Here is a 12,866-nt window from a genome sequence, read left to right on the forward strand (position 1 = left end):
ACAACAGGACGGGGTACCCTGCTCAGCCGCGCTGGCTCAGGATGCCGTCAACCAGACCATAGGCAACGGCCTGCTCGGCGGACATGAAGTTGTCACGGTCGGTGTCGCGCTCGATGGTGGCCATGTCCTGACCGGTATGGAACGCCAGACGATCGTTCAGGGTATTCTTGATTTTCAGGATCTCCTGGGCATGGATCTGGATGTCAGAAGCCTGCCCCTGGAAGCCGCCCAGCGGCTGGTGGATCATCACTCGGGCATTGGGCAGGCAGAAACGCTTGCCCTTGGCGCCACCGGCCAGCAGGAAGGCCCCCATGGAGCAGGCCTGCCCCATGCAGACGGTGCTCACGTCCGGCTTGATGAACTGCATGGTGTCATAGATGGACATACCCGCAGTGACGGCGCCACCCGGCGAGTTGATGTAGATGCTGATGTCCTGATCCGGGTTCTCGGACTCCAGGAACAGCAGTTGGGCCACCACCAGGTTCGCCATGTGATCCTCGACCTGACCGGTCAGGAAGATCACCCGCTCTTTCAGCAGACGGGAATAGATGTCGTAGGAACGCTCCCCTTTCGCGGTTTGCTCTACCACCATCGGGATGAGCGCATTGCGTGGGGATTCAGTCACATCGTTATAGTTCTTGTACATAAGGCATTGTCCCTAAAATAAAATGGCCCGAGTGGAGATCACACGAGCCATTATACTTAACAGTTTTGACCTTAAGTCAAATGTTCTTAGGCAGCGGCACCGGACTTGTTGATCACTTCGTCGAAGGCAACTTCTTTCTCGGTGACTTGCGCCTTGGACAGGATCAGATCGATGGCTTGATCTTCAATGGCCAGGTTGCGCACGCCGTTCAGCATCTGCTCGTTCTGCTGATAGTACTCGATCACTTCTTTCGGATCTTCGTAGGCAGTGGCCATGGACTCGATGATGCTGGTCACACGGGCGTCGTCAGCCTTGATCTCGTTGGTGCGGATGACGTCACCCAGCAGCAGACCAACGCGGACACGGCGCTCGGCCTGGGCCTGGAACAGCTCGGCCGGCAGCTCGGGGGCGTTGCCGCCCTGGAAGCCACCGAAGCGCTGCAGAGCCTGCTGACGCAGGGTGTCGATTTCCTGGGCAACGGCAGCCTTCGGCAGATCGATCTGGTTGGCTTCAACCAGGCCGTTCAGTACCTGCTCTTTCACGCTGTTTTTCAGGGCCTGGGCCAGTTCGCGCTCCATGTTCTTGCGCACTTCTGCCTTCAGTTCTTCAACGCTGCCGCTCTCGATGCCGAAACGCTTGACGAACTCTTCGGTCAGCTCGGGCAGCACTTGCTCTTCAACCTTGTGCAGCTTGGAAGCAAATTTGGCAGCCTTGCCCTTCAGGGCTTCGGCGTGGTAGTCAGCCGGGAAAGTCACCTCGATGGTGAACTCGTCGCCCGCTTTCTTGCCCAGGATGGCGTCTTCGAAGCCCGGGATCATGCGGCCAGCGCCCAGTTCCAGAGTGAAGCCTTCAGCCTTGCCACCGTCGAACTCTTCACCGTCGATGGAACCGACGAAGTCCATGGTCACACGCATGCCATTGGCGGCAGCCACAGCGGCTTCAGTCCAGGTGGCGTGCTGCTTGCGCAGGGTGTCGATCATGTTTTCCAGGTCGCTGTCCTTCACGGTGGCAACCGGCTTCTCGACCTTGATGCTCTCCAGACCGGCAACTTCGAACTCCGGATACACTTCGAAAGTGGCGGTGAATTCGAAATCCTGACCTTCTTTGATCTCTTTCGGATCCATGGTCGGGGCGCCAGCCGGGCTCAGTTTGTTCTCGATGATGGCCTTGATGAAGTTGTTCTGCATCATTTCATCGGCAACGCGGGCGTGAGCCATGGCACCGAACATCTTCTTGATGATGGCAACCGGAGCCTTGCCAGGACGGAAACCGTCGATGCGACGGGTTTTGGCCAGGCCATTCAATTCTTTGCGCACGGCGGCGTCAACGGTAGCGGCCGGTACAGTGATGGTAAGACGGCGTTCCAGACCCTGGGTTGTCTCTACAGAAACTTGCATTCTTTTACCTCGTTCAACTCAGCACTGCGTGCTGACCCTTTATTGCCCCCGGGCAAGCCCGGAGTCTTCCTGTTTATAAAGACAACGACTGTCTTTGTGATGAGAAAATATGACGCGACATTATAGCGGCGTGCAGTGGTCGCGTCGAGCCGCACATCCCCCATCCGGGGCACAGACAGCACAATTTGCGCAAGACTTTCTCCTATATGGGGAAGCCTTGCACCGAGTTCAAGCATTCCATCCGCAATAATTTGCACTGGCTCACTCTTTTTCACGGCGAACGGGCCATTTTGATCGCCATCCACCGCCAATCAGGCACAAAAATGGCGTGCTGCGACCCAAATTGTCCACCTTCTCGCCTGTGCCATTGCGTCCCCCGGCAGGGCTCGCTATGGTGACAACCAATTCACGTGCTGCTGGAGTCACCCACATGTCCTTTTTCCGCTTCTTGTTCAATCTGCTCTGGTTCGTGCTGGGAGGCGTCTTCATGGGGCTGGCCTGGTGGCTGGCGGGGCTGCTCTGCTTCGTCTCCCTCATCGGGATCCCCTGGGGACGCGCCTGCTTCGTCATCGGCACTTTCACCTTCTTCCCGTTTGGCAAGCAGGCGGTGAGCCGCAAGAGCATGACGGGCCAGAGCGACATCGGCACCGGTGCCCTGGGGGTGATTGGCAACATTCTCTGGTTTGTGCTCATCGGGGTCTGGCTGGCCATCGGCCACATCGCCTCGGCGCTGGCCTGTTTCGTCACCATCGTCGGCATCCCGTTCGGCATCCAGCACCTCAAGCTGGCCCTCATCAGCCTGGCCCCCATCGGCCAGATGATAGTGACCAACCACGAGGCCGAATCGGGCCGCTACATCCGCTGACGGCCCATCTCAGGCTATCCTTGCGGGTGGAAAAAAGGGCAGACTAGGGTCTGCCCTTTTTCATTGCCCCATTCGAGGTCTTCCATGCTGCCCAGCCATTTTTTTGCCAACCTCGCCCGTATGCGCCTCATCTACCGCTGGCCCCTGATGCGCAACATCCAGCCCGAAAACATCGCCGAGCACAGCCTGCAGGTCGCCATGGTGGCCCACGCCCTCGGTCTTATCAGCAATCGCCTGTTCGGCGCTCAGGTGGATGCAGACCGGGCCGCCGTCATGGCCCTCTACCACGACAGCAGCGAGGTGCTGACCGGGGATCTGCCCACCCCGGTCAAGTACTTCAATCCCGAAATCGCCCGCGAATACAAGAAGATTGAGCTTGCCGCCGAGCAGCGCCTGCTGGGCATGTTGCCGCCTGAGCTGGTCGAGGACTTTCGCCCCCTGCTCGACTCCGGCGCCCAGGACGAGGCCCTCACCAGCCTGGTGAAGGATGCAGACACCCTCTGCGCCTACACCAAGTGTCTGGAGGAGCTGAGCGTCGGCAACCGGGAGTTCGAGCCCGCGCGAAAGCGCCTCGAGCAGATGCTGGACGCCAGGATGAACCCCGCCATGCGCTACTTCATCGATGTCTTCGTGGGGAGTTTTTCACTGCCTCTCGATGAGTTGAATGCCCATTGATGCCATCAACACGGCAACGGGCATCATCTCCTCCTGCGTATTACCCCGATAACCGCCACTTTGGGGGTCTCCCCACAAAAGAGTGACAATAAAAAGGGCCCCGCAGGGCCCTTTATCACATCCATGGGCATCAATGCCCCAGTTCCCGGGACGGCACCAGGCCGCTCGCCCGCCAGGCGGGATAGAGGGTCGCCACCAGGCTCATCAGGATGGCGGCGCCGGTCACGATGAGCAAGTCCTGCATGTGCAGCTCGGTCGGCAGGAAGTCGATGAAGTAGATGTCCGGATTGAGGAAACGGTGCCCGATCACCCCTTCAATGGCGCTCAGGATCTGGGTCAGCTTGCTGGAGAGCAGGCCGCCCAGCAGGGCGCCTAGCAAGGCTCCCGCCACCCCGTTCACCATCCCCTGGATGACGAAGGTAAGCCGGATCTGGCCCGGGCTCGCCCCCATGGTCTTCAAGATGGCGATCTCGCTGCGCTTCTCGTTCACCGCCATCACCAGGGTGGAGACGATGTTGAAGCAGGCCACCGCCACCACCATCAGCATCACCACGTACATCACGGTGCGCACCATCTGGATGTCCTGATAGAGATAACCCTGACGGCTCATCCAGCTGCTGATATAGACGTAGTGCGGGAATTTCTGGGCCGCCGCCACCGTGATGGACTGGGCCTTGAGCACGTCGCTCACCTTGAGGCTGAACCCCTCCACCGCGCTGCCCATGCCGGTGATGGCCTGGGCGTCCGCCAGGTGCATGAAGCCGAGCAGGCCGTCGAGCTGGCCACCGATCTCGAGCAGCCCTACCACGGTGAGCGCCTCCCGTTTCGGGTTCTTGATGCCGGCGGCATCACCCGCCTGGGGCAGCAGCAGGGTGACGGTGTCCCCTGTCTTGACCCCCAGCTTGTCGGCGATGATCTTGCCGAGGATGACCCCGTGTTCACCCGCCTGCAGCTCGCGAAGGCCCCGACCCGTCATGAAGTTGCCCGCATCGGAGAGATTGGCTTCCAGCTCCGGCAGCACCGCACGCAGCTGGACCCCCTTGAGGGCGGAGCCGTGCTCCAGCAGGCCGTCCAGGCGAATGACGGGCGCAGCCGCCTCCACCCCGGGCTGGGCCAGCAGGTAGTCCCTGAGCCTCGGCCAGTCAGGCAGCGGCGCTTCCATGCCGATGAGCTCGCCGTGGGGGACCACGGAGAGCACCCGGTTCTTGAGCTCCCGCTCGAACCCGTTCATGGCGGAGAGGCCAAGAATGAGGGCCATCACCCCGAGGGCGATCCCGATGAGGGAGGAGGCCGAGATAAAGGCGATGAAACCGTTGCGACGGCGGGAGCGGCTGTAACGCAGGCCCAGGAACAGGGGCAGCGGCTTGAACATCAGGCGACCTCCGCCATGATGCCGCTCACCAGGGTCACCCGGCGGTGGAGCTTGGCGGCCAGGCTCAAGTCATGGGTCACCACCACGAACGCGGTGCCAAGCTCGCGGTTGAGCTCGCACAAGAGCTCATAGACGGCGGTGGCGCTGGCATGATCCAGGTTGCCGGTGGGCTCGTCCGCCAGCACCAGGCTGGGTTCGTTGACCAGGGCTCGGGCGATGGCCACCCGCTGGCGCTCGCCACCGGAGAGCTCGGACGGTCTGTGGTTGAGACGGTGGGAGAGCCCCACCCGCCCCAGCATCTTGCTCGCCTTCTCGGTGGCGCTGGCCACCGACTCACCGGCGATCAGCAGCGGCATGGCCGCATTTTCCAGCGCGCTGAATTCCGAGAGCAGGTGGTGGAACTGGTAAACGAAACCCAGCTCCTGGTTGCGAAACCTCGCCTGGGTGCGGCTGTCCCAGCCATGGATGTCCTGCCCCTTGAACAGCACGGCGCCGCTGGAAGGGTTGTCCAGCGCCCCCATCAGGTGCAGCAGGGTGGTCTTGCCGGAGCCCGAGCTCCCCACCACCGCCAGCATCTCCCCGGGGGCGACGTCCAGCTCGATCCCCTTCAGTACCTGGGTCTCCAGATTGCCCTCTTTGTAGACATGATTGAGGGCCTGGCAGCGCAGCAGCGGCTCGCAGGAGACGGATTGATTCATAACGGGGGCTCCACTTGCACCAGTAACAACAGAAGATGAATTATTCATAACGCAGCGCCTCCGCCGGTTTGACCCGGGCCGCGCGGGAGGCCGGGTAAAGGGTGGCACTGAAACTCAGCAGCACGGCACCCAGCAGGATGGTCATGACCTGGGCCGGCTCGACGATGACCGGCAGACCGCTGCCCCCCGCCGCCATATAGAGGTTGAGCCCAAGGGCATTGAGCAGAGGATTGAGGCCGAAGCAGAGCGCCAGCCCCGCCAGCCCCCCGAACAGGGCGCCGATGACGCCGCTCGACGCCCCCAGCACCATGAAGATCTTGACGATGCCGGATTCGCTCATGCCCATGGTACGCAGGATGGCCACCTCCCCTTCCTTGTCGGTGACCACCATCACCAGGGCGGAGAGGATGTTGAAGGTGGCGACCGCGATGATCAGCACCAGCATCAGCCCCATCATCCGTTTTTCCATGGCCACCGCCTGGAACAGCTCGCCGCGCTCGCGGCGCCAGTCCTGCCACTCCAGCCCGTCCGGCAACGTGGTCTTCACCACCTCGTCGGCGGCGAAGGGATCGTCCAGCCAGAGGCGGATGCCGCCCACCTTGTCTGCGGGCAGGCGCAGCATGCGCTGGGCATCCGCCAGGGCAATCAGGGCCACCTGGCTGTCCACGTCGGCGCCGACCCCGAAGATGCCGGAGACGGTGAAAAGACGCTGGGCCGGCACCCGGCCAAAGGGGGTAAAGCGGGTACCTTCGGTCAGAATGAGACGCACCTGGTCGCCGATAGAGACCTTGAGTCGGCTGGCCACCCCCTGCCCCAGCACGATGTGGTATTCACCGGCCTGCAGGCTGTCAAGGCGCCCTCCCAGCATCTGGGCGTGCAGGATGTCATCCTTGGGCCAGCGGGCGGGATCGATCCCCTGCACGCTCACGCCGGTGAGCTGACCCGGGCTTTGCAGCATGCCTTCGCTGTCGAGCATGGGGGCCGTGGCCACCACGTGGGGCAAGCCGGCCAGATCGGGCAGACCTTCGGGCTCGGCCTCGATGCGTCCGGCCTGATTGGTCACCACCACATGGGGGATCACCCCGAGGATGCGCCCCTTGAGCTGGCCTTCGAACCCGTTCATCACCGAGATCACCACCATCAGGGCGGCGACCCCGATGGCGATGCCAAAGGTGGAGAACAGGGAGATAAAGGAGACGAAGCGGTTACTGCGTCGCGAGCCTGCATAACGCAGGCCGATGGCCAGCGACAGTGGCTGAAAAAGTCCGGTCTTCAAGGATATCTACGTTGCCAACGAAATAAGATACCGGATAATAAAGGGAAACCGTCTATGACAACAAGGGATAGCCTCCATGCAGGAACAGTTCTTCAGCGTCACCCATGCCACGCCGGTCAATGTGATCCCCATGCCGGCCGACTTTCGTCTGCCGACGCTGGAGGCCCTGGAGGCCGAGTTGCCCGAGCCGTTTCGCATCGCCTCCGCCATTACCTCCATCGATCTGGTGAGCAGCCGGTTGCTGCGCAGCCAGAACGAGTCCATGCACGATCTGGTGGAGATCATCAATCAGCAGTCCCGCAAGATCGACATGATCATGGGCTATGTGCTGGCAGCCCAGGATCACCCCGAGCACCGCTTCCACACCCTGCGCTTTGGCGCCGGGCAGCTCACCTACCTGCACCCCCACCAGGGGCACGGGGAGGCCCCCGCCCTGCACCAGATCGTGCGGCTCAAGATCTTCCTGCGGGAAGAGGCCTCCGCCGTCTACTGCTACGGCGAGGTCGTGCAGCGGGACGCTGGAGAGCACGGCACCCACGTGATGCTCGACTACGTGCGCATCCGCGAGGATGACCGGGAGCTGCTGGTGCGCGCCAGCCTGCATGTGCAGTCGAAACAGCTCAAGCTGCGTGCCCAGGAACGTCAGCGCTAACCCAGGTCCATGTCAAAAGAACGCCAACAGTAAAAGACTCCGATGATGCCAATGACCCTCCCCGCCTTGCCCGCCAAAGCGGGCCAGAAGACAACGTTCGGCCAGCTGGTCGGCAGCAGCCTGGCGCTGGTTGCCGCCCGCCTCACCCGGGAAGCCCGAAGACCCGTCCTGCTGGTCACCGCCGATACCCCGAGCGCCCTGCGCCTTGAACAGGAACTGGGGTTCCTGCTGGCGGATCAGGATTGCCCGGTGCTGCTGTTCCCGGACTGGGAGACCCTGCCCTACGACAGCTTCTCTCCCCACCAGGACATCATCTCCCAGCGCCTCGAGACCCTCTACCAGTTGCCGCAGATGCGCCACGGCGTGCTCATCGTGCCCATCTCCACCCTGATGCTGCGCACGGCGCCCCAGGCTTATCTCGACAAATACAGCCTGATGGTCACAAGCGGCCAGCGCCTCAACCTGCAGCAGCTGCGCGGGCGTCTGGCGCAGGCGGGCTACGTGGCGGTGGAACAGGTGCTGGAGCACGGCGAATTCGCCGCCCGCGGCTCCCTGCTGGATCTCTTCCCCATGGGGAGCAGCCGCCCCTATCGCATTGATTTTTTTGACGACGAGGTGGACTCCATCCGCCCGTTCGACCCCGAGACCCAGCGCTCCAGCGAGCCGGTGAAGTCGGTGAGCCTCCTGCCCGCCCGGGAATTTCCCACCGACGAGGGGGCCATCGAGCTGTTTCGTGGCCAGTATCGCGAACAGTTCGAGATCTCCCGCGCCGAGGGCTCCGTCTATCAGGAGGTGAGCAAGGGGCGCTGGCCCGCCGGCATCGAATACTACCTGCCGCTCTTCTTCAACCTGACCGCCAGCCTGTTTGACTACCTGCCAGGCAACACCCTGCTGCTCACCGTGGGGGAGATCTACCCCGCGGCCCAGCGCTTCTGGAACGACATCGGCCAGCGCTATGAAGACAGGCGCTGGGACAACACCCGTCCCCTGCTGCCGCCCCAGCAGATCTATCTGCCGGTGGAGCAGCTCTTCGCCGCCCTCGGGGACTATGGCGCCGTGCGTCTGCAGGAGGCGACCGTTGACGGCGGAGCGGGTCAGCAGGATCTGCCCCTCGCCCCCCTGCCGGATCTGCAGCTCGACCACAGCAAGGAGCAGCCCCTGCTGGCCCTTGACGGCTTCCTGCAAGGCTTTGCCGGGCGCACCCTGTTTGCGGTGGAGTCCGAGGGGCGGCGCGAGGGGCTCGGGGATCTGCTCGCACGGATCAACCTGCAACCCCGGGAGTTTGCCTCCCTCGACGCCTTCCTGGTGAGCGATGCGCGCCACGGGCTGCTGGTCTGTCCCCTGGAGCGGGGCTTCCTGCTGCAAGAGCCCGGCCAGACGCCCCTTGCCCTCATCACCGAAGCCGAGCTGCTCGGCGGCAAGATCCGCAGCAAGCGCCAGCGGGACAAGAACAAGAACCTGAGCTCGGATGCGGTGATCCGAAACCTGGGCGAGCTGACCCAGGGCCAGCCGGTGGTGCACCTGGATCACGGGGTCGGTCGCTACCTGGGGCTCGAGACCATAGACGCAGGCGGCCTGCCCACCGAGTTTCTGACCCTGGAATACGCCGGCGGCGACAAGCTGTTCGTGCCGGTCACCAGTTTGCACCTGATCAGCCGCTACACCGGCTCCGACAACCCGCCCAGCCACAAGCTCGGCGGCGAGGCCTGGGTCAAGGCGCGGCGCAAGGCGGCGGAAAAGGTGCGGGACGTGGCGGCCGAGCTGCTGGATGTCTATGCCATGCGGGCAGCCCGTCACGGCTTTGCCTTCAAACACGACCGGGAGGCCTACCGCCAGTTTGCCGCGAGCTTCCCGTTCGAGGAGACCGAGGATCAGCTCAATGCCATCAACGCCGTGCTCGGCGACATGTGTCAGGCCAAGAGCATGGACCGCCTGGTGTGCGGCGACGTGGGCTTTGGCAAGACCGAAGTGGCGATGCGGGCGGCCTTTGTGGCGGTGCACGGCGGCAAGCAGGTGGCCGTGCTGGTGCCCACCACCCTGCTCGCCCAGCAGCACTACGACAACTTCCGCGACCGCTTCGCCAACTGGCCGGTGCGGGTGGAGGTGCTGAGCCGCTTCCGCTCCGCCAAGGAGCAGAGCGCCGTGATGAAGGAGATGGCCGAGGGCAAGGTGGACATCATCATCGGCACCCACAAGCTGCTCGGCGCCGAGCTCACCTTCAAGGATCTGGGCCTGCTCATTGTCGACGAGGAGCACCGCTTCGGGGTGCGCCAGAAGGAGAAGATCAAGGCGCTGCGCGCCGACGTGGATATCCTCACCCTCACCGCGACCCCCATTCCCCGCACCCTCAACATGGCCATGTCCGGCATGCGGGATCTCTCCATCATCGCCACCCCGCCCGCCAAGCGGCTCGCCATCAAGACCTTCGTGCGCCAGCACGAACCTGCGGTGGTGCGCGAGGCGGTACTGCGGGAATTGAAGCGTGGCGGCCAGGTCTACTACCTGCACAACGACGTGGAGAGCATCGAGAAGTGCGCCGCCGATCTTGCCGAGCTGGTGCCGGAGGCGCGCATCGGCATCGCCCACGGGCAGATGCGCGAGCGGGAGCTCGAGCGGGTGATGTCGGACTTCTACCACCAGCGCTTCAACCTGCTGGTCTGCACCACCATCATCGAGACCGGCATCGACGTGCCGAGCGCCAACACCATCATCATGGACCGGGCGGATCACCTTGGCCTGGCCCAGCTGCACCAGCTGCGGGGCCGGGTCGGGCGCTCCCACCACCAGGCCTATGCCTACCTGCTCACCCCCCATCCCAAGCTGATGACCAAGGATGCGGCCAAGCGGCTGGAGGCCATCGCGTCCCTCGAAGATCTCGGTGCCGGCTTTGCGCTCGCCACCCACGATCTGGAGATCCGGGGCGCCGGCGAGCTCTTGGGGGATGATCAGAGCGGCCAGATCGAATCGGTGGGCTTTACCCTCTACATGGAGATGCTGGAGCAAGCGGTGGAGGCGCTCAAACATGGCAAGGAACCGTCGCTGGAGCAGCTCATGAGCCAGCATACCGAGGTGGAGCTGCGCCTGCCCGCCTTGCTCCCGGACGACTACATCCCGGACGTCAACATGCGCCTCTCCATGTACAAGCGCATCGCCAGTGCCGCCGACGAACAGGAGCTGCGGGAGCTCAAAGTGGAGCTCATCGATCGCTTCGGCCTCTTGCCGGAGCCGACCAAGACGCTGATGGAGCTGGCCGCCTTCCGCCAGCGCGCCACGGCGCTGGGCATTCGCCGGGTGGAGATGAGCGAGCGCGGCGGCTATCTGGACTTTACCCAGGAAACCCGCGTCAACCCGGCCTATCTGGTCAAGCTGCTCTCGGAGCAGCCGCGCATCTACAAGATGGACGGGCCGACCCGGCTGCGCTTCCAGGTACCGACCCAGGACAGGGCCATGCGCCTCAAACTGGTGGACGGCCTGCTGGCGGATCTCGCCCGCCATGCCACCCCCTGAGGGGAAGCATGACGTCAGCAGGGCGCGACCTGCCGCCTACAACAACGGGAGCCCCAGGGCTCCCGTTTCGTTGCTGGCAAGGGGCGGCATCTCGCCCCCGGCCCGCCTTCTTGCCTCCCGATGCCTCGGTTCGCCCTCCTGGCAGCACCATTTTGCCGCCGAATCCATCTGTTTATACGATGCATTGAGTCATAACCCATCTGAAAAACAGATGGATGTGGGGATGATCGTGGGCAAAAAACGGGTTCAACGCGCCTCGATAGCCCCGCAGATGGCCCGTGCCGTATTTATCCCGCCCAGGTATCCAGACCAGGTATCCCGGCCAGGGGCCACCAGCCATTGCACCGCGACCGCCGAGGCGCCGCGTCGGTCCGTCAGTCCGTCAGTCCGTCAGTCCGTCAGTCCGTCAGTCCGTCAGTCCGTCAGCATATCAACCTGGCTACATCCGCCTGCACGCCAATAAAAACGGGAGCCTTGACGGCTCCCGTGACGAAGGGACGCTGGCCCGGGCTTAGCCCTGGTTGGCCGGATCCTCGTGGGCGGAGAACTCCCGCATGAAGGCCTCGGCCCGCTCCACCATCCTGGTGGACCCGACGAAGTAGGGAGTGCGCTGGTGCAGAGCGGTAGGTTGGATGTCCATGATGCGGCCAAAGCCATCGGACGCCTTGCCACCGGCCTGCTCCACCAGGAAGGCCATGGGGTTGCACTCATAGAGCAGGCGCAGCTTGCCGTTCGGGGAGTTGGTGCCGGACGGGTAGATGTAGATGCCCCCCTTGAGCAGGTTGCGGTGGAAATCCGACACCAGGGAGCCGATGTAGCGGGAGGTATAGGGCCTGTGAGTCGCCTCGTCACGCTCCTGGCAGTATTTCAGGTACTTTTTCACCCCGTCCGGGAACTTGATGTAGTTGCCCTCGTTGATGGAGTAGATCTTGCCCTCCTCCGGAATGCGGATGTTCTCGTGGGAGAGGCAGAAGCAGCCGATGGAGGGGTCATAGGTGAAGCCGTTGACCCCAAAGCCGGTGGTGTAGACCAGCATGGTGGAGGAGCCGTAGACCACGTAGCCCGCCGCGACCTGACGGTGACCCGGCTGCAGGAAGTCCTCCAGAGTGACCCCGGCGCCCGGTTTGCTGACCCGGCGGTAGATGGAGAAGATGGTCCCGACCGAGACGTTGACGTCGATGTTGGAGGAGCCGTCGAGGGGGTCTATCAGCACCACGTACTTGGAGTGACGAGAGAGCTCGGAATCGAAGGAGACGAAGTCCTCCTCCTCCTCAGAGGCCATGCCGCACACCTCGCCACGGGCCTCCAGCGCCGCCTTGAAGCGCTCGTTGGCATAGACGTCCAGCTTCTGCTGCACCTCGCCCTGCACGTTTTCGGCACCGATGGAGCCGATGATGTCCGCCAGACCCGCCTTGTTGATCTCCCGGTTCACCACCTTGGCGGCCAGGCGGATGGAGCTGAGCAAGGAGGTCAGCTCGCCGGTCGCGGTCGGGTAGTCCGCCTGCTTTTTGACGATGAACTCGCCCATGGTGATCATGTTTCGCATTCTTGTTCCTTTAAGATCGTTTCCGTTGGCCGTTGAAAACGTTTGCAAGTGTCGGCAAAAAAAGTGCCGATCCCCGGCAGCGTTGTTTTGTAACCCAATGTAACGCCTGTTTTTTGTTTTTGCAGCGAATTAAGCCGTTCTTTAAATCGCCAGAAAACCGCGCCACCACGGGCTTTCGCCGTGAAACAAGGGTGCCATCCGGCATCTTTTGGGGGGTTAATTCGTGACAAGA

General features: G+C 62.9%; 11 protein-coding genes. 4 read left to right on the plus strand and 7 right to left on the minus strand.

The window, feature by feature from the left end:
- Positions 1-22 precede the first annotated feature (22 nt).
- Together clpP and tig are read right to left on the minus strand one after the other, a co-directional pair.
- Positions 23-646 (minus strand): ATP-dependent Clp endopeptidase proteolytic subunit ClpP, encoded by a 624-nt coding sequence (gene clpP / locus AB5Y59_RS01310; protein ID WP_005324106.1) that lies wholly within the window; start codon positions 644-646, stop codon positions 23-25.
- Positions 647-732: 86 nt separating this feature from the next.
- The gene (gene tig / locus AB5Y59_RS01315) at positions 733-2,043 is read right to left on the minus strand and encodes a trigger factor (protein WP_010674572.1); all 1,311 of its coding nucleotides are present in this window, start codon (positions 2,041-2,043) and stop codon (positions 733-735) included.
- A 430-nt stretch (positions 2,044-2,473) separates the two neighbouring features.
- On the opposite strand from tig, the gene AB5Y59_RS01320 reads away from it, so the two are divergent.
- Both AB5Y59_RS01320 and yfbR read left to right on the plus strand, forming a co-directional pair.
- On the plus strand, positions 2,474-2,908 hold the full coding sequence (locus AB5Y59_RS01320) for a YccF domain-containing protein (protein ID WP_124244108.1): 435 nt from the start codon (positions 2,474-2,476) through the stop codon (positions 2,906-2,908).
- Between the two features lie 84 nt (positions 2,909-2,992).
- Positions 2,993-3,583: a 5'-deoxynucleotidase gene (yfbR, locus tag AB5Y59_RS01325; protein WP_010674569.1), complete on the plus strand. Its 591-nt coding sequence runs from the start codon at positions 2,993-2,995 to the stop codon at positions 3,581-3,583.
- A 130-nt stretch (positions 3,584-3,713) separates the two neighbouring features.
- On the opposite strand, the gene lolE is transcribed toward yfbR, so the two are convergent.
- Genes lolE through AB5Y59_RS01340 form a run of 3 tightly spaced genes read right to left on the minus strand, consistent with a single transcriptional unit; the run spans position 3,714 to position 6,929 of the window.
- Positions 3,714-4,955 (minus strand): lipoprotein-releasing ABC transporter permease subunit LolE, encoded by a 1,242-nt coding sequence (gene lolE / locus AB5Y59_RS01330; protein ID WP_039039045.1) that lies wholly within the window; start codon positions 4,953-4,955, stop codon positions 3,714-3,716.
- Positions 4,955-5,653 (minus strand): lipoprotein-releasing ABC transporter ATP-binding protein LolD, encoded by a 699-nt coding sequence (lolD, locus tag AB5Y59_RS01335; RefSeq protein ID WP_010674567.1) that lies wholly within the window; start codon positions 5,651-5,653, stop codon positions 4,955-4,957. Before lolD ends, lolE begins: the two co-directional genes overlap by 1 nt.
- Positions 5,654-5,693: 40 nt before the next feature.
- Positions 5,694-6,929, minus strand: coding sequence for a lipoprotein-releasing ABC transporter permease subunit (locus AB5Y59_RS01340; RefSeq protein WP_339331648.1), 1,236 nt, complete (start codon positions 6,927-6,929; stop codon positions 5,694-5,696).
- A 76-nt stretch (positions 6,930-7,005) separates the two neighbouring features.
- Here AB5Y59_RS01340 and AB5Y59_RS01345 point away from each other — a divergent pair, with 76 nt between their 5' ends.
- Together AB5Y59_RS01345 and mfd are read left to right on the plus strand one after the other, a co-directional pair.
- Positions 7,006-7,581 carry a hypothetical protein gene (locus tag AB5Y59_RS01345; protein WP_049636824.1) on the plus strand — a complete coding sequence of 192 codons (576 nt, stop codon included), beginning with the start codon at positions 7,006-7,008 and terminating at the stop codon, positions 7,579-7,581.
- Positions 7,582-7,623: 42 nt separating this feature from the next.
- Positions 7,624-11,088: a transcription-repair coupling factor gene (mfd, locus tag AB5Y59_RS01350; protein ID WP_368211334.1), complete on the plus strand. Its 3,465-nt coding sequence runs from the start codon at positions 7,624-7,626 to the stop codon at positions 11,086-11,088.
- Between the two features lie 511 nt (positions 11,089-11,599).
- On the opposite strand, the gene fbp is transcribed toward mfd, so the two are convergent.
- Both fbp and AB5Y59_RS01360 read right to left on the minus strand, forming a co-directional pair.
- On the minus strand, positions 11,600-12,634 hold the full coding sequence (fbp, locus tag AB5Y59_RS01355; RefSeq protein WP_029314452.1) for a class 1 fructose-bisphosphatase: 1,035 nt from the start codon (positions 12,632-12,634) through the stop codon (positions 11,600-11,602).
- Entirely contained in the window at positions 12,622-12,864 is a 243-nt protein-coding gene (locus AB5Y59_RS01360) for a hypothetical protein (protein WP_125117245.1), read from the minus strand. The genes fbp and AB5Y59_RS01360 overlap by 13 nt, the downstream gene beginning before the upstream one ends.
- Positions 12,865-12,866 lie beyond the last annotated feature (2 nt).

The organism is Aeromonas sp. s10 (assembly GCF_040907975.1).
Classification (GTDB): Bacteria; Pseudomonadota; Gammaproteobacteria; order Enterobacterales; family Aeromonadaceae; genus Aeromonas; species Aeromonas caviae.